Origin of the sequence: Micromonospora sp. NPDC049497 (assembly GCF_044465805.1) — a bacterium.
Classification (GTDB): domain Bacteria; phylum Actinomycetota; class Actinomycetes; order Mycobacteriales; family Micromonosporaceae; genus Micromonospora.
Genome location: NZ_JBITMC010000002.1, coordinates 426,384 through 443,336, shown reverse-complemented (window position 1 = coordinate 443,336; position 16,953 = coordinate 426,384). Strand labels below are relative to the sequence as shown.

The window sequence follows — 16,953 nt, the reverse complement described above, 5'->3', positions numbered from 1 at the left end:
CAGGCGTGCCGGGGGCACGGGCGGCCGGTGGCGGCGGATCCGCTCACCGGGCGAACGGCTCCAGCATCACCGCTGCCGCCTTCAGCCACGCCTGCCGGGTCTCCGCCTGCAACTGCGGGTACTCGATCGACGAGCCGGTCTCCAGCGCCGGGTCGTACGGGACCACGGCGACCGCGCGGGTGCGGGTGGCGAAGTGCCGTTCCAGGTCGGTCTGGAGGGTCGAGCGGCCGGGCGTCGGGCAGGAGATCAACGTGACGGCGTTGTCGGCCAGCTCCCCCATGCCCACCTCGTGCAGCAGGTCCAGCATCCAGTCCGCGCTGAACGCCGCGTCCTCGCGGGGCACGGTGGTGACCACCAGTTGGTCGGCCGCCTGCATGACGGTGCGCCAGTTGGCGCTCTCCACGTTGTTGCCGGTGTCCACGCAGACCACGTCGTGGGTGCGCCGGAGCAGGTCCAGCACCCGCCGGACGGTGAACTGGTCGAGCCGCTGGGCGAAGCGGGGGCTCTCCTCGCCGGCCAGCACGTCGTAGGAGCCGTCGGAGGCGTGCCGGAGGTAGTCGTCGAGGTGCTCCAGCAGATCGGGGCCGTCCTTGATCTCGATGTGCGCCAGGTCGCTGATCAGGTGCCGGATGGTGCGGGCGTGCCGGGCGCTGCCGGCGCGCAGCCCCAGCGTGCCGCGCAGCTCGTTGTCGTCCCAGGCGAGCACGCCCCGCCCGCGCACGCTGCCGACGGTGGCGGCGGCCAGCACGGTGGCGGTGGTCTTGTGCACCCCGCCCTTCGGATTGGCGAAGGCGAGCACGCGCGGCGTGCCCAGGTCCCGGCGCAGCACCCCGGTCGCCCGTTCCAGCTCCGGGTCGACGCCCTGCGGGCGCCACTCGACCCGGGCCCGGTAGCTCCGCTCCGGCACCGCGGGCGGCACCGCGGGCGGCGCCGGGGCGGGCGGGGCCACCGGTGGCGGGCTGTACGCGGGCTCGGCCCGGTAGCCGTTGTCGAGGACGGAGTAGCGGGACTCGGTGGGGGCCGGTGCGGCGTGCCGGTAGCCGTTGTCGAGCAGGGCGTACCGCGACTCCGCCGCTGGCGGCGGGGGCTCCGGCTCGACGCGCGGCGGCTCCGGCCGGTAGTCCCCGGGCGTCCGGTACGACGGGTCGACCGCCGGGTCCGCCCGGTACGCCGGCTCGACCCGGTAGGTGCCCGCCGCCCCGTGGCCCGCGTCGGCCGGGCGACCGAAGTCCCCGCCGTACGACGGTGGCGACGGTTCGGGGTACGACGGAGGGGCCGGCTCGTGGCCGTACGACCGGCCGCCGCGCCCGTAGGCCGGCGGGACCGGCTCCGCGCCGTACGACAGCTCGGCGGGATGGCCGATGGCCGGGACGCGCCCGGCGTAGCCGTTGCCCGACCCCGACCGGTGCGCCGTCTCGGGTGGCTGCTGGTCGTCGCGTCGGTCGGTTTCCGCCTGCTCCCCGGAGCGGCCACCGAGCCGGGCACGGTCGAGCAGCGCCCGCCATCGCGGTGCTGGTTCGGCCGGCCGCCCCCAGCCGGTCTCGCTGCCGTCCACGGCTCGCCTCCCCAGCACCTCGCCCGTCTCCGCCTGACAGGCTACGAACGAAAACCCGTTCGGACCACACCGGCCCGCACACTTCTGTGTCGGGCCACCGTCACCCGATGGGCTCCGGTGAGCCGGTCCCGGACGTGTCTGCCGAGGTCGGCGGCGTGGTGGGCGGTGTCGGGGCCGGCGCGGAAAGAGTCGGATCCGGTGAGGAATCCGTCACTTCCGGTGCTGCCGTCGTCTCCGTGGGGCCCGGCGTGGGCGTCGGGACGTCCGGCAACTCCCGCACCCGGCCGCCCGTCGTGGGCGCCGGCTCCGGGGTCGCGGGGCCCTTGTCGGCGGGCGGGCTGGCCACCTCCCGCTGCTCGGGCAGGGGCGGGGTGAAGACCGTACGGTCGAGCCGCCGCACCTCGGGTGCCGGGTCGACGACCCGCACCTCCGCGCGGGACGCCACGCCGCGCAGCGTGCCCGCCCCGGCCCGGATCACCGCCGCGTAGACGCAGGCGCACCCGGAGCGGTAGGCGGTCGCCTCCGCCGCCGCCACCTGCGCGCCGCTGACGTACAGCTGGCGCAGCTCCCGCTCGGCGGGCCCGCCGCCGCCGAGCGCGGCCGCCCGGTCCCGGTAGTCCGCGGCCTCCCGGTCCTTGCGGACGGCGAGGTCGGCCATGCCGGCGACCACGTCGTCGGGCAGGCGCTGTGCGGAGATCCGGACGATCTCGGTCTGCCGGTCGGGCAGCGGCACCCGGCCGAAGACGGCGGCGACCGGCACGTCGTCGAAGACCGCCGCCGCCCGCTGCGGGGTCAGGTACGACGTGAAGGACACCAGGGCGTACGTCCCGTCGCCGGCCTCCGGCACGGCGGTCGGCAGGGCGGCCAGGTCGGCCGCGGCGGAGCGCACGTAGCCGGGGATCGAGTCGCCGGCCGCCACGCCGACCCGGGTGACGTCGCCGACGGTACGGTCGCCGGTCGGTGCCTCGCCGGTGGCCCACACCGCGGCGAGCAGCACGGCGAGGCAGGACAGCAGCGCGGCCGAGGGCAGCACCCGGAGTCGGGCGGGGCCCTGGCCGAGCCGCGTCACGGCCGCGGACAGGCGGGTCAGCAGCCGCTGGTCCAACTGCCGCAGCAGGTCACCGGCGCGCACGGGCGGAGGTCCCCTCGTCGATCGTCTCGAAGCCGGCCGCCGCCGTCAGTCCCTCAGCAGGTGCAGCGCGCGGTCCAGATCGTCAGGGTAGTCGCTGACGAAGCGCACCTCGTCCCCCGTTCGGGGGTGCAGGAAGCTCAACTCGCGGGCGTGCAGCCACTGTCTGGTCAGTCCGAGTCGGGCGGACAGGGTGGGGTCCGCACCGTAGGTCAGGTCGCCCACGCACGGGTGCCGCAGCGTGGAGAAGTGGACCCGGATCTGGTGCGTACGCCCGGTCTCCAGCCGCACGTCGACGAGGCTCGCCGAGGGGAACGCCTCGAGCGTGTCGTAGTGGGTGATGCTGGGCTTGCCACCGGAGACGACCGCCCAGCGGTAGTCGTGGGTGGGGTGCCGGTCGATCGGGGCGTCCACGGTGCCGCGCAGCGGGTCCAGGTGGCCCTGCACGACCGCGTGGTAGCGCTTCTCCACCTCGCGGTACTTGAAGGCCCGCTTCAACGCGGTGTACGCCTGCTCGCTCTTGGCCACCACCATGATCCCGGTGGTGCCCACGTCGAGCCGGTGCACGACACCCTGCCGCTCGGCGGCGCCACTGGTGGAGATGCGGTGGCCGATCGCGGCGAGCGCGGCGATCACGGTGGGGCCGGTCCAGCCGGGGCTGGGGTGGGCGGCGACGCCGACCGGTTTGTCCACCACCACGATGTCGTCGTCGGCGTACACGACCCGCAGGCCGGGCACCGCCTGCGGCACCACGGTGACCGGCGCGGCCGGGGCCGGCAGGGTGACCTCCAGCCAGGAGCCCGCCTTGACCTTGTGCGAGTTGGGCCGCGCCAGACCGTCGACCAGCGCGTCACCGGCGTCGACCAGGGCGGCCGCGGCCGTGCGGGACAGCCCGAACAGGCGGGCGACCGCCTGGTCCAGCCGCATGCCGTCGAGCCCGTCGGGCACGGGAAGGGATCGGTGGTCGCCGCCGGCGGCGAAGGCGGAGGTCACGCGCTCTCCCGCCGATCGGTCGTGACGGCCGGGGTGGCGTCGGCGGGTGCGGCGTCGGTGCCGGTGGCGTCCGCGCCGACCCGGCTGCCGTCGCGCTGCCGGCCGGTCAGCTCCAGCAGCACCGCGAGGATCACGCCGGAGACCAGCGCGCTGTCGGCGACGTTGAACACCGGCCAGACCCGGCCGTACGGGTCGAAGAGGCTCACCATGTCGACCACGTGGCCGACGAACCAGCCCGGGGCCCGGAAGATCCGGTCCATCAGGTTGCCCAGCGCGCCGCCCAGCACCAGGCCGAGGGAGATCGCCCAGGGCAGCGACCGCAGGCGCAGCGCCATCCACAGGATCCAGCCGACCACGCCGATGGTGATCAGCGGGAACACCCAGGTGTGGTCGGCGCCGATGCTCCAGGCCGCACCACTGTTGCGGGTCAGGTTCAGGTAGACCGCCCCGCCGAGCAGCCGTACCGGCTCCCGGTCGGACAGGTTGACCAGCGCCAGATGCTTGGTGGCCAGATCGGCCGCGAGCAGGGTCAACGCGACGACGGCCAGGACGGTGACGGCCCGGCGCGGTGGCGTACGCCCCTCCGGCGTGGCTGCCGGCGCGGTGTCACCGGCCGGCGCGGGGTCACCGGCCGGCGCGGGGTCACCGGCCGGCGCGGGGTCGCCGGCCGGCGCGGGGTCGCCGGCCGGCGCGGTGTCACGGACCGGTTCGGCGCGGCCGGAACCGGGGGTCGGTGCTGCGGTCATCTGCTCCCCATCGACGCTCGTGGCGACGCGGGCGCGCCACCTCCTCGGGCCGCCGGGGAGCGGGCGTCAGCGCCGCTCCTCCAGCTGCTTGCAGGTCACGCAGAGGGTGGCCGACGGGAACGCGGCGAGCCGCTCCACGGGGATCGGGTTGCCGCACCGCTCGCACCAGCCGTAACCACCCTCGTCGAGGCGCTCCAGGGCGCGCTCGACCTGCGTGATCCGTTCCCGGATGCTGTTGGCGAGGGAGATCTCCTGCTCCCGCTCGAACGTCTTGGTGCCCGTGTCGGCCTGGTCGTCCCCGGCCGAGTCGGTCAGCCGGTCGCGCTGCAGCTCGGTGATCTCGCTCAACGTCTGATCGTACTCGGCGCGCAACTCGTCGCGCCGTGCCGCCAGGGCCGCCCGGATCTTCTCGGTCTCCGCGACGCTGCGGGTGGCCTTGGCCACCGGCTTGCGGCCGGCGGTCCTGGTGTCGGCTGGCTTGGCCATCGTCGCTCCCTCGCGCCGCGGAACCGCGGCGGTCCGCGGCACCTGGACAGGGGCCGCCGCAATCGACGCCCCCAGGTACGAAACGGGCGCACGGCGACAGGACCGCGCACTCCGGAGGTTGGCAAGGATACGGAACGTACAGGCGTCCGACAACGTGCCGCACCGACGCCCCGGCGTTCGGCCCTGATTTATGCCGTATCAGGGCAAAGGGAACGCTAGCAGATCAAACGTCGCGATCCTCGCCGTACTCGCCAAACCAGCGGGCCAGCCGCCCCCGCCGGCTGACCGCCCGCAGGCGCCGCTCCACCTCGTCGCGCACCCCGTCGGTGGCCACGATCAACATGCTGTCGCCGGTCTTGAAACGGAAGTCCGGGCCGGGCACGACACCCACCCCGTCCCGCAGGACCAGGGTCACCGACGCCCCCAGCGGCAGCCGCAGCTCGTCGACGTGCACCCCGGCCAGCCGGGACCCGGGCGGCACTTCCAGTTGAAGCAGCCCGGCGCGCATCCGCTCCAGCGGCGCGGTCTCCACCAGGATCTCCGCCGCCTCCGCGGGCGCGGTCACACGCAGCCGGCGGGCGGCCGGGGCGAGCGTGCCGGCCTGGAGCAACGTGAAGATCACCACGAGGACGAAGACCACGTCGAAGAGCCGGTCGGCCCCCGGCACCCGCTCGGACAGCGGGATCGTGGCCAGCACGATCGGCACCGCGCCCCGCAACCCCGCCCAGGACAGGAACGCCTGCTCCCGCAGGCCGAACCGGAACGCCCACGCCGACGCGGCCACCGACAGCGGGCGGGCGACCAGCAGCAACGCCAGCCCCGTCACCACCGCCGGCAGCACCGCCGAGCCGAGCCGACCCGGCGACACCAGCAGCCCCAGCAGCACGAACAGGCCGATCTGGGCCAGCCAGGCCAGCCCGTCGGCGAAACCGAGGATCGCCTGCCGGTGCGGCAACCGGGCGTTGCCCAGCACCACCCCGGCGACGTAGACCGCGAGGAAGCCCGACGCGTGCAGCACCGACCCGGCCGCGTACGCGAGCACCGTCAGGCCGACCGCCGCGATCGGGTACAACCCCGCCGACGGCAGGGCCGCGCGGCGCAGCGCCCACCGTCCGCCCACCCCGGCCGCCAGGCCGACGAGCGCGCCCACCCCCAGCTCGTACGCGACCAGCCCCACCTCGTACCACCACGGGTGGGTCATCTCGGGTCGGGACAGCAGCACCACGAGGAGCACCGCCGGGGCGTCGTTCATCCCCGACTCCGCCTCCAGGGTGGCGACCAGCCGGGGCGGCAGGCGCAGCCGGCGCAGGGTCGCGAACACCGCCGCGGCGTCGGTGGAGGACAGCACCGCGCCGTAGAGCAGGGCCAGCCGCCAGTCCAGCCCGAGCAGCAGGTGCAGGGCGAGCCCGACGACCACGATGCTCACCAGGACGCCGACGGTGGACAGCGCGGCGGCCAGACCGAGCACCGGGCGCAGGGTGCTCCACCGGGCGGTCAGCCCGCCCTCGGCGATGATCACCACGAGCGCACAGAAGCCGAGGGTCCGGGTCAGCTCGACGTCGTCGAAGCGGATACCCAGCCCGGACTCGCCGATCGCCACCCCGAGCGCCAGGTAGACCAGGAGACTTGGCACGCCGACACGGGTGGACAGGCGCACCGCGCCGACCGCGACCAGCAGGACGGCCGAACCGAGCAGCAGCGCGATGTCCAGCCCGGGCGTCACGGTTGCCGACCCCGGGCGCGACTCACCCCGCGGGTCCGTCCCGCAGCCGGCGGACCACGGCGGCCAACTCCGCCGCGGCACCCTCCACCTGGAAGAGCTTGTCCCGGCTGGCCGCACCCGCGCGCAGCGACACCGCGGGCGGCCGGACTCCCAGCGCGTCGGCCAGCGCCCGGCGGGCCGCCTCGGTGGCCCGGCCGTCCACGGCGGGAGCGTGCACCGCGATCACCAGGGCCGGGCCGTGCGGACCGTCGAAGCACCCGCCGACCCGGGTCCGGGACGAGCTGGGCTTGACCCGGACGGCGACGGTGAGCGGGCCGGCGCCGGTCGGAACGCCCTGCCCGGTGGTCGGCGCCGGTCGGCGCTCAGGCACCGGCGCCACCGCTGGCGATCCGGCCGGCGAGCAGGGTGGTGGCCGGCGCGCAGTGGGCGCACGGCGTGAAGCCCAGGTCGACGGCCTCGGCGACGGGCAGCGCCTCGTGCTCGCGCCCGACCAGATGCGGGCAGTCCCCCAGGTGGTAGCGGGGACGGCCGTCGACGACCCGCACCTCGGCGGTGAGCCGGGCGAGCCGGGCGAGGTCGGCCGCGTCGATCTGCTGCGCGGCCGGTTCGTCGTCGTACGCCGGATCGGCGCCGGACGGGCCGGTGCCCACCGACGGCTCGGGCGGTTGCCGCCACCCGGAGCCGCCGGTGTCGACCGTCGGAGGAACGTGCTGGACCGGGATCCCCAGGTCCACCGGAGGCCCGTACGGCTCCGTCACCGGCGCGTACGCGGACGTGTCGGCGGCCGGGGAGGTGGATCCGGTGGGCCGGCTCGCGGTGGGAACCCGCCGCCCGGCGCGGCCCGCCGTCGCCCGGTCGGCGGCCGCCTGGCGGGCGCCCACGACAAGTGCGACGGCGGCCAGCAGACTGGCCGCGATGGAGACGATCAGCAGCAGGCTGGAACCACCGGCCAGGCCCACCACCAGCAGCACGACCGCGAGGAGGATGAGCAGGAGACTTGCGACTATCACGGCTCACCCCCGCCGCGTCGTACCGATGAGGCGAGGTCGGCGACCGTCACGCGAGCGCGGACGGCCGCCGACCTGTGATCAGCGACCGGCTTCGAGGGCGCTGGAGCGACCGCCGCCGTAGGAACCGGCGAGGCCCGCGGCGGCGAGACCGTTGCCGCCCGCGGCACGAGTGCCCTCGGACCGGGTCATCTCGGCCTCCAGGCCCTGACCGCGACCGTCGAGGTCGCGCAGCTGGCTCTCCAGGTAGGCCTTGAGGCGGGTCCGGTACTCGCGCTCGAACTGCTTGAGCTCCTCGATGTGCTTCTGCAGCGCGGTCCGCTTGGCGTCCAGGCCGCCCATGGCCTCCTGGTGCCGCTGGCGGGCGTCGCGCTCCAGGGCGTCGGCCTTGGCGCGCGCCTCGCGGGTGACCTCCTCGGCCTTCGAGCGGGCCTCGGAGAGCAGCTGGTCGGCCTCGCGGCGGGCGTCGGACACGTGGTCGTCGGCGGTCCGCTGGGCCATCATCAGCACCCGCAGCGCCTGCTGCTCACCGTCGCCGCCGACGGCCGGGCCACCGGTGGTGCGGACCTGCTCCAGCTCGGCCTGCATAGCGCGGGCGGCCTGCTCGGCCGCGGCCTTGTCGCGCTGCACCCGGTCGAGCTGTGCCTTGACGTCGTTGAGCTCGGCGGCGAGGCGGGCGTCGCCACCGGGGCCGGCGGGCGCCCCGCCACGGCCGCCGCGCTCCACCTGGGCGCGCAGCTCGTTGTTCTCCTCGATGAGACGGGCAAGCTCGCGCTCGACCTCGTCCAGGAAGGCGTCGACCTCCTCCTCGTCATACCCCCGCTTGCCGATCGGCGGTTTCTTGAAGGCGACGTTGTGGACGTCGGCCGGGGTCAGCGGCATCGAAACTCCTCGGGTCAGTTGCGGCCGCGAAAGCGCGTCGGTCATCAGGCGGTCCTGACGATCGACGGCCCTAACACGAACTCCATCAGCACGAACAGGATAACCAGGAGCACAAGGGAGGCCAGGTCGATGCTCACGGTACCAATTCGCAGCGGAGGGATCACACGCCTCAACGCGTGGAGAGGGGGATCAGTGACGCTCCACACGGATTCCAGTCCCGCCGATGCTCCGCGTCCCGGCTGCCACCGTCGGCCGTACTGGAGGACAGCACTCAACACGAATCGGGCCAGAAGCAGGAGAAGGAAGACAAACAGGATCAGGTAGAGAACCTGGAGCACGATCGACAACACGGCAGGTGACGTCCCTCGGATCGGGCGGGATCAACTCAAACTGAAAAAGCCGCCCTCAGCGATCTTGGCCTTGTCCTCAGCGGTGACCTGGACGTTGGCCGGTGAGAGCAGGAACACCCGATTGGTCACGCGCTCGATCGTACCGCGCAGCCCGAACGCCAGCCCGGCGGCGAAGTCGACCAGACGACGCGCGTCCGCCTCGTCCATCTCGGTGAGGTTGATGATCACGGGCACGCCGTCGCGGAAGTGCTCACCGATGGTGCGCGCCTCCCGGTAGGTGGTGGGGTGCAGGGTGGTGATCTGGTACCGCTGCTCCTCCTGCTCGACCACCACGGCCCGCTCACGCGGCGCCGTCTGCGGCGCCAGGGCGAGGTTGTCCCGGGTGTGGTAGGTCAGCGCCCCCGAGGTCTCCCCGGACCGGGTGATGGACCGGACGCTGGACCGGTCGACCCGCTCCGGCCGCTCCGAATCCGCACGGTCGCCGTCGGCCCCCCGACCCGCGGCACGCTCGGACAGCCGGCCACGGTCCCCCAACCGGGAACGCGGCGCCGGCGGCTCCTCGGAGTCGTCCTCCTCGTCGTCGGCGAACTCCTCCGAGTACCGGCTCGACCGGTACCGGGACTCGCGGTAGCCGCCCTTGTCGTAGCCACCGTCGTCGTAGCCCCGCTCGTCGTCCTCCTCGACCAGACCGAGCCAGACCCCCGCCTTGCGCAGTGCACCCATCCCGCGCCCTTCTCCTCCGCCGTACGGCACGCGCCCCCGTGCCGTCTCGCCTGTCGCGAGTGGATCATCTCTGCCCACCGGACCGGACCGGCAATCCCCTGGCACGCGATTCGCGTCGCGTGCCACGACCCCCGCCGACGGGTTGCCGTTCCCACCAAACAACACCGATGTAATTCTTTTCTCCGGCCTCAGGCTACCGCAGCGTGGGACGCATTCCGAGCAACGCGCTACCGACGCGGACATGTGTCGCGCCGTACCGGATCGCGATTTCCAGGTCGCCACTCATTCCGGCGGAGAGCGCGGTCGCGTGCGGATGGGCGGCACGAAACGCCTCCGCCACCTCCGCCAGCCGGGCGAAGGCCCGCTCGGCCTCCCAGCCCAGCGGGGCCACCGCCATCAGGCCGGCGAGGCGCAACCCGTCCGCACCCGCCACCGACTCGGCCACCGCGGGCAGGCCCGTGTCCGGGTCGGCCGCGTCCGGCACCGCCCCGCCCCGGGCCGCGTCGCCGTCGATGCTCACCTGGACCAGCACGTCCAGCGGCCGGTCCCGGACGGAGCCCGAGGCGGCGTCCAACGCCCGGGCCAGCCGTACGCTGTCGACGGAGTGGACCACGTCGGCGTAGCGGACCACCGACTTCGCCTTGTTGCGCTGGAGCTGGCCGATGAAGTGCCAGCGCGCCTCGACCCCCGCCGCCGCCACCTCGGCCGCCTTCGGCGCCGCCTCCTGGTCGCGGTTCTCGCCCACGTCGGTGACCCCGAGACCGGTCAACGCGACCACGTCGCCGGCCGGGTACGTCTTCGTCACCGCGATCAGGGTGACCCCGGTGCGGTCCCGGCCGGCCGCCGCGCAGGCGTCGGCGATCCGGGACCGTACGCGGGCGAGACCGGCCGCGATCTCGGCGCGCCGGTCGGGACGCACCGATGCTGGACTGTCGGTCATCGCCGCCGCTCAGGAACCGTTCTTGAGAAAGTCGGGCACGTCCACGTCGTCGAACAGCACCCGACGCGGCGACTGCTGCGGCGCCGGGACGGTCGCCGCCGGCGTGACCGGCGTGCTCGGCTGCGTGGGCTGGTTCTGGTTGGTCTTGCGCGGCGCCTCGGCCGCCTTGTACGACGGCGTGCCCCCGTCGAAGCCGGCCGCGATCACGGTGACCCGCACCTCGTCACCGAGCGCGTCGTCGATGACCGCGCCGAAGATGATGTTGGCCTCCGGGTGCGCCGCGTCGGTCACCAGCTGGGCCGCGTCGTTGATCTCGAACAGGCCGAGGTCGGAGCCGCCGGCGATGGAGAGCAGCACGCCCCGCGCGCCGTCCATGCTCTGCTCCAGCAGCGGGCTGGAGATGGCCGCCTCCGCCGCCTCGACGGCCCGGTTCTCGCCCCGGGCGCTGCCGATGCCCATCAGCGCGCTGCCGGCGCCGCTCATGACGCTCTTGACGTCGGCGAAGTCCAGGTTGATCAGACCCGGCGTGGTGATCAGGTCGGTGATGCCCTGGACACCGGAGAGGAGGACCTGGTCGGCGGTGCGGAACGCGTCCATCATGGAGATGTTGCGGTCGCCCAGCGCGAGCAGCCGGTCGTTGGGGATGACGATGAGCGTGTCGCACTGGTTGCGCAGCTCGTCTATCCCGGACTCGGCCTGGACCTGCCGCCGCTTGCCCTCGAAGGAGAACGGGCGGGTCACCACGCCGATGGTGAGCGCGCCCAGCTTCCGGGCGATGTTGGCCACCACGGGCGCACCGCCGGTGCCGGTGCCGCCGCCCTCACCACAGGTCACGAAGACCATGTCGGCGCCCTTGAGCACCTCCTCGATCTCGTCGCGGTGGTCCTCGGCGGCGTTCTTGCCGACGTCCGGGTTGGCACCCGCGCCCAGGCCCCGGGTCAGCTCACGGCCGACGTCGAGCTTGACGTCGGCGTCGCTCATCAGCAGCGCCTGCGCGTCGGTGTTGATCGCGATGAACTCGACGCCCTTGAGCCCAACCTCGATCATCCGGTTGACGGCGTTGACCCCGCCGCCCCCGATGCCGACGACCTTGATGACCGCCAGGTAGTTGTGCGGAGGTGTCATCTCCGGTCCTTTCCCTTCGAGATTGGCATGGGCCGACCCCACACGGCTTGGCCAGGACAGTGGTCGACGTCGATGGCCACCAGCGAGGCCGGGGGACGAACCCTCACCCTCTACTAGAGGCTTACAGTTATGTCAACCACTGATCCTCTTCGGGGCAACGTAAGCGCCGCCGCCCGATGAGCCAAGGATCGCCCCCGGCGTGTCGCCGCCGGAGCGGGACGGCTCACGTCACACCGCGCGAATCGCGGCGGCCGACGCGGGATCCGCACGGCGTGGACACGTCACCGGAAGGTCACCACGTCCGGCACGCTGACGTCGATCCGGTCGGCGTCGCGGTCCAGCAGCGCCGTCGCCACCCGCGCCTTGTCCTCGCCCCGGGTGGCGTCGCCCCACACGACCTCACGGCCGCCGCGCAACCGCAGGGTGATCCGGGCCAGACCCTCCACGGTCACGTCCGCCAACTCGGTCCGCAGCCGCGGCGTGAGCGCCGCGAGCACCTCCAGCGCGGCCCGGGTGCCCGGGTCGGCCGGCCCCGGCTCGGCGACGCGGACCAGCGGCAGGCCGGCCGGCTGCTCCGGCAGGCTCCGGAAGACCACCCCCGTGACGTCGATCACCTCGAACTGGCCGTCGTGCGGGACGGCCGCCACCGCCGTCCGCTCGGTCACGGTCACGACCAGCGCGTCCGGCCAGTCCCGGGTGACGGTGGCCCGCTCCACCGCGGGCAACCGTCCGATCCGCCGGGCCGTGGCCTCCAGGTCGACCCGGGCCAGCGGCGCGCCGTCGGGGACCGCCGCCGCGTTGCGTACCTGCACCGGTGTGACGAGCTCGCCGCCGCTGACCCGGACCTCCCGCACCCCGAACAGCCCGGTGCCGAACAGCGTCCAGGCCACCAGCCCCACCAGCGCCACGACGCCGGCGGCGACCGCCCAGGGCAGCGCCGCCCGCACCCGCCGCTGCCGGGCGCGGGCCATGAACCGGCGGGTCGAGGCGGGGACCGCGTCACTACCGGCGCGGACCAGCTGCCACCGGCGGACCGGGCCGCGCCGGCCGGAGCCGCCGTCGCCGCCGCTGGTACGCCCCCGCGCGGGCCCCGGGCTCATCCGACGGCGGGCGCCGCGCCGTTCCCGACGCCGCCACCGACACCGGGCACGGTCCCACCGATCGTGGTCGCCCCGCCGGCATCGCTGCCGGGCAGTGTGCCGGCCGGCGCCGACGGCTCGGCGGTCCGCGCCGAGAGGACGTCGAGCAGCTGGTCGCCCATCAGCGACGAGGGGGGCGCGCCCATGGTGACCACGACGTCGCCCGGCCGGGCGCGGCGGGTCACCTCCACCGGCGCCGCCTCCCACGAGTCGACGAAGACCTTGCGCTCGGCGGGCAGCGGGATCGCCTCGATCAGCGCCGCCGAGCCCTCCCCCGGCGCGCGCAACTCACCCGGGCCGAAGACCTCCAGCAGCACCACCTCGTCGGCGATGGCCAGCGCCTCGGCGATCTCGGTCTGGTTGTCCCGCGTCCGGTAGAGCCGGTAGGGCTGGAACACCACGATCAGCCGACCGTCGCCGGCCACCTCGCGCAGCGTCTGCAGGGCCAGCCTGATCGAGGTCGGGTGGTAGGCGTACTCGTCGTAGACCAGCACGTCGTCCGCGACGCCCTTGCGCTCGAAGCGCCGCCGCACGCCGGGGAACGCCGCGAGAGCCGCCTCCGCCGCCTCCAGCGGCAGATCCAGCAGGTACGTGGCCAGCACCGCCGAGGCGCTGTTGAGCCCCATGTGCCGGCCCGGCACCGGCAGCCGGAACTCGCCCAGCGACCGCCCGTCGATCTGCGCCAGGTACCGCACGCCCCGCGCGGAGGAGGAGACCTCGGTCAGCCGGAGGTCGGCGTCGGCCGCCTCGCCGTACGTGTGCACCCGGCGCCCCTCGGCGCGCAGCGTCTCGGCCAACCGACGGCCGCCCGCGTCGTCGGCGCAGGTGATGATGAAGCCGTCGGGGTCGGTCAGCCGGGCGAACTCGGCGAACGTCGCCTCCAGGTTGGCCAGGTCGCCGTACGTGTTGAGGTGGTCGGCCTCGACGTTGGTGATGATCGAGACGTACGGACGGTAGATGAGGAACGAGCGGTCGCTCTCGTCCGCCTCGACCACGAAGTACTCGCCGGTGCCGTGGTGGGCGCCCGAGCCGACCTCGGAGATCTCCCCGCCGATGACGAAGGACGGGTCCGCTCCGGCCCGCTGGAGCACCATGGTGACCATCGAGGTGGTGGTGGTCTTGCCGTGGGTCCCGGCGACCGCGACCGTACGCCGGCCGGTCATCGCCGCGGCGAGCGCCTCCGAGCGGTGCAGCACCCGCAGGCCCCGCCGGCGCGCCTCGGCCATCTCCAGGTGGTCCTGGGGGATCGCCGAGGAGTAGACCACCGTGTCCACCCCGTCGAGGTTGGACGCCTCGTGGCTCATGTGGATCGTGCCGCCGAGCGCCCGCAGGCCGGCCAGCGACGGCCACTCCCGCAGCTCGCTGCCGGAGACCGCGATGCCCCTGGTGAGGAAGAGCCGGGCCAGGCCGCTCATGCCGACCCCACCGACCCCGATGAGGTGGATGGTGCCCAGGTCCTCGGCGGTCAGCGTGCCGGCCGGGGTGAACTGCGCGGTGTTCATGGGTCAGGACCTTCCAGTCACGGCGGGCCGGGCCGCCCGGCGGGTGGGCGACACGGTCATCGGGCCACCGCCTCGTAGACGTAGTTGAGCAGTGCCTCGTCGCCGTCACGGCGACCGTACGCGGCAGCGGCGGTGCTCATGGCGTGCAGCCGGTGCGCGTCCCGGATCAGCGGGACGATCGTCCGCTCCACCCAGTCCGGGGTCAGCTCGGCGTCGTCGACGAGCAGGCCGCCGCCGGCCTCCACCACGGGCAGCGCGTTGCGCTTCTGCTCCTGGTTGCTGTGCGGGTACGGCACGTAGACCGTGGGCAGGCCGATCGCGGCCACCTCGGCGCAGGTCATCGCGCCGCCCCGGCCGAGCATCAGGTCCGCCGCGGCGTAGCCCAGCTCCATCTGGGACAGGTACGGCAGCGTCACGTACGGCACCGGCAGGTCGGTGGGGACCGGCACCGGCTCGTTGCGGGCACCGATCACGTGCAGCACCTGCACACCGTTGCGGGCCAGTTCCTTGGCCGCGCCGGCGACCGCCAGGTTGATCGACCGGGCGCCCTGCGAGCCGCCGGCCACGAAGAGCACCGGCAGGTCGGGACGGAGTCCGAAGTGGGCGCGGGCGGCGTTGCGCATCGCGTACCGGTCCAGCCCGGCGATCCCGCGCCGCAGCGGCACGCCGACCACCCGGGCCTCGCGCAGTGCCTCGGACTGCACCGGCTGGTGCGGGAAGCCGACCGCGACGTGCTGGGTGAACCGCATCCCGAGCCGGTTGGCGACCCCCGGGGGAACGTTCACCTCGTGGATGACGATCGGCAGCTCACGCCGCCACGCGGCCAGGTACGCGGGCACCGAGACGTACCCGCCGAAGCCGACGACCACGTCGGCGCGCACCTCGTCGATGACCTTGCCCGCCGCGCGCGCCGCGGTCCACATCCGGCCCGGGGTCTTCACGAGGTTCATGTTGACCGACCGGGGGAGCTGGTAGGCCGGGATCTGCCGCAGGTCGTAACCCTGCGGGGGGATCAGCTCGTTCTCCAGGCCCCGAGGGGTGCCCAGGCAGGTGATCCGGACGCCGGGGTCGTGCCGGCGCAGGCAGTCGGCGAAGGCGAGCAGCGGGTAGATGTGCCCTCCCGTGCCACCTCCCGCGAGCACCACCGAACGCAGCGGACCCATCAACGTCTCCTCTCGTCCGCCGCCCCGCGTCGGGTCCGGTCTGCCCGGACGCCGCGTGGCACGGCCTGGTCGTCTCCGCGCCGCTCCCGTGCCCGGGGCACCGGAGGCCGGGCCGCGGGCGGCGACGCCACACGGCGACGCCGGCCGGGAAGCGGCGGCAACGGGGCCCACACTAGTCGGACCCACCGGGCCGGCGGACGGGCATGCAGTGCTCTGGCCGCATCGGGTTCGGCGCGGGCGAAGGAGGCGAGCATCCCGACCGCCGCGAGCGTGACGACCAGGGCGCTGCCGCCGTCGGAGATGAACGGCAACGGCACGCCGGTCAGCGGCAGCAGGCCGATCACCCCACCGATGTTGATCACCGCCTGGCCCACCAGCCAGGCGGTCACCGCGGCGGCGGCGAGCCGACGGAACGGGTCGGCGACCCGGCCGGCGATGCGCAGCCCGGTGTACGCGAGCACGGCGAACAGCGCGACCACCACGACACAGCCGACGACGCCCAACTCCTCGGCGATGACCGCGAAGATGAAGTCGTTCTCCGCGGCCGGCAGCCACTCCCACTTGAGGGTGCTCTTGCCCAGGCCGGTGCCGAACCAGCCGCCGTTCTCGATGGCGTACCGGGCCTGCGCGATCTGGTAGCACTCCTCGAGCTTGCACTGCTCGGGCGGCGGCGGGGCGAAGAAGGTGGTCAGGCGGGCCAGCCGGTAGTTCTCGGCGCCCTTCTCACCGGACCCGGCACCGAGGGAGGCGACCGCCACCAGCAGGCCGATGCCGACCAGGCCGACCGCGGTGAGGGTGGCGAACACCCGCATCCGTACGCCGGCCGCCCAGAGCAGGCCGACGACCAACGCGAGCAGGCAGAGCATGGTGCCGAGGTCGTTGTAGCCGACCAGGACGAACAGCAGCCCGACCACCGGGAACAGCGGTGTGGCCAGTTCCCGCCACCAGCCGAGCTTGGCGCCCTTCCGGGCGACCACGTCGGCGCCCCAGAGCACCAGGGCGAACTTCGCCAGCTCCGAGGGTTGCAGCTGGATCGGGCCGAGGTGCAGCCACAGCAGCTCGGCGTAGATCGGCCCGACCCGCTCGACCCCGGCGATCGATTCGAGGGCGACGAGGGCGTTGAGCAGGAGCAGCAGCACCACCGACACGCCGAGCGCGGGCCAGCCGACGGCCCGGAACGTGCGGGCGGGCAGTCGCTGGCAGGCCCAGAAGGCCACGATGCCGATCACCGCGAAGATCGCCTGCTTGGTCAGCGACGCGGTGGCATTGCCGCCCTGGGCGTAGTCCCGCACGCTGGTCGCCGAGAAGACCATCGTCAGGCCGATGAGCAGCAGCAGGCCGGCGCTGGAGAGCAGCAGGTAGTAGGAGGCGAGAGGACGGTCCAGCAGCCCGCGCAGGGCCGCCAGGCCGCCGGCGGTGTCCAGGCCGCGCAGCGCCGCCGACCCGCCCGGCTCGTCCGGTGGCCGCCGGGGTGTCGTGTCCGTCGTGAC

17 protein-coding genes are annotated in these 16,953 nt (G+C 74.0%); all 17 read right to left on the bottom strand.

The genetic code is table 11. The annotated features are described in order from the left end of the window. Positions 1-43: 43 nt before the first annotated feature. Positions 44-1,555, bottom strand: a complete 1,512-nt coding sequence (locus ACIBR0_RS05320) for a MinD/ParA family protein (RefSeq protein ID WP_396712790.1) — start codon at positions 1,553-1,555, stop codon at positions 44-46. A 100-nt stretch (positions 1,556-1,655) separates the two neighbouring features. After that, on the bottom strand, positions 1,656-2,687 hold the full coding sequence (locus ACIBR0_RS05315; protein WP_396712789.1) for a hypothetical protein: 1,032 nt from the start codon (positions 2,685-2,687) through the stop codon (positions 1,656-1,658). A gap of 45 nt (positions 2,688-2,732) precedes the next feature. After that, on the bottom strand, positions 2,733-3,677 hold the full coding sequence (locus ACIBR0_RS05310; RefSeq protein WP_396712788.1) for an RluA family pseudouridine synthase: 945 nt from the start codon (positions 3,675-3,677) through the stop codon (positions 2,733-2,735). After that, the gene (gene lspA, locus ACIBR0_RS05305; protein ID WP_396712787.1) at positions 3,674-4,423 is read right to left on the bottom strand and encodes a signal peptidase II; all 750 of its coding nucleotides are present in this window, start codon (positions 4,421-4,423) and stop codon (positions 3,674-3,676) included. Before lspA ends, ACIBR0_RS05310 begins: the two co-directional genes overlap by 4 nt. Before the next feature lie 66 nt (positions 4,424-4,489). Beyond that, on the bottom strand, positions 4,490-4,909 hold the full coding sequence (locus tag ACIBR0_RS05300; RefSeq protein ID WP_396712786.1) for a TraR/DksA family transcriptional regulator: 420 nt from the start codon (positions 4,907-4,909) through the stop codon (positions 4,490-4,492). A gap of 223 nt (positions 4,910-5,132) precedes the next feature. Beyond that, positions 5,133-6,632 carry a potassium/proton antiporter gene (locus ACIBR0_RS05295; RefSeq protein ID WP_396712785.1) on the bottom strand — a complete coding sequence of 500 codons (1,500 nt, stop codon included), beginning with the start codon at positions 6,630-6,632 and terminating at the stop codon, positions 5,133-5,135. A 22-nt stretch (positions 6,633-6,654) separates the two neighbouring features. Continuing rightward, positions 6,655-7,002 carry a DUF167 domain-containing protein gene (locus tag ACIBR0_RS05290; RefSeq protein WP_396712784.1) on the bottom strand — a complete coding sequence of 116 codons (348 nt, stop codon included), beginning with the start codon at positions 7,000-7,002 and terminating at the stop codon, positions 6,655-6,657. Further along, a complete protein-coding gene (locus ACIBR0_RS05285; protein WP_396712783.1) occupies positions 6,995-7,642 on the bottom strand; it encodes a hypothetical protein in 648 nt (215 codons plus the stop codon). The genes ACIBR0_RS05290 and ACIBR0_RS05285 overlap by 8 nt, the downstream gene beginning before the upstream one ends. Positions 7,643-7,720: 78 nt before the next feature. Next, on the bottom strand, positions 7,721-8,521 hold the full coding sequence (locus tag ACIBR0_RS05280) for a DivIVA domain-containing protein (RefSeq protein WP_396712782.1): 801 nt from the start codon (positions 8,519-8,521) through the stop codon (positions 7,721-7,723). Positions 8,522-8,565: 44 nt separating this feature from the next. Next, a complete protein-coding gene (locus ACIBR0_RS05275) occupies positions 8,566-8,871 on the bottom strand; it encodes a YggT family protein (RefSeq protein WP_357034551.1) in 306 nt (101 codons plus the stop codon). A gap of 30 nt (positions 8,872-8,901) precedes the next feature. Then, positions 8,902-9,594 carry a cell division protein SepF gene (locus ACIBR0_RS05270; protein WP_357034549.1) on the bottom strand — a complete coding sequence of 231 codons (693 nt, stop codon included), beginning with the start codon at positions 9,592-9,594 and terminating at the stop codon, positions 8,902-8,904. A 193-nt stretch (positions 9,595-9,787) separates the two neighbouring features. Then, positions 9,788-10,534, bottom strand: a complete 747-nt coding sequence (locus ACIBR0_RS05265) for a YggS family pyridoxal phosphate-dependent enzyme (RefSeq protein ID WP_396712781.1) — start codon at positions 10,532-10,534, stop codon at positions 9,788-9,790. A gap of 9 nt (positions 10,535-10,543) precedes the next feature. Beyond that, positions 10,544-11,659 (bottom strand): cell division protein FtsZ, encoded by a 1,116-nt coding sequence (gene ftsZ, locus ACIBR0_RS05260; protein ID WP_357034545.1) that lies wholly within the window; start codon positions 11,657-11,659, stop codon positions 10,544-10,546. Positions 11,660-11,940: 281 nt separating this feature from the next. Next, positions 11,941-12,759 carry a cell division protein FtsQ/DivIB gene (locus tag ACIBR0_RS05255; RefSeq protein WP_396712780.1) on the bottom strand — a complete coding sequence of 273 codons (819 nt, stop codon included), beginning with the start codon at positions 12,757-12,759 and terminating at the stop codon, positions 11,941-11,943. Then, positions 12,756-14,300: a UDP-N-acetylmuramate--L-alanine ligase gene (murC, locus tag ACIBR0_RS05250; RefSeq protein WP_396712779.1), complete on the bottom strand. Its 1,545-nt coding sequence runs from the start codon at positions 14,298-14,300 to the stop codon at positions 12,756-12,758. The genes ACIBR0_RS05255 and murC overlap by 4 nt, the downstream gene beginning before the upstream one ends. Before the next feature lie 56 nt (positions 14,301-14,356). Then, positions 14,357-15,463: an undecaprenyldiphospho-muramoylpentapeptide beta-N-acetylglucosaminyltransferase gene (gene murG / locus ACIBR0_RS05245; RefSeq protein WP_396712778.1), complete on the bottom strand. Its 1,107-nt coding sequence runs from the start codon at positions 15,461-15,463 to the stop codon at positions 14,357-14,359. Further along, positions 15,463-16,869, bottom strand: a complete 1,407-nt coding sequence (locus ACIBR0_RS05240) for an FtsW/RodA/SpoVE family cell cycle protein (protein ID WP_396712838.1) — start codon at positions 16,867-16,869, stop codon at positions 15,463-15,465. The genes murG and ACIBR0_RS05240 overlap by 1 nt, the downstream gene beginning before the upstream one ends. Positions 16,870-16,953 lie beyond the last annotated feature (84 nt).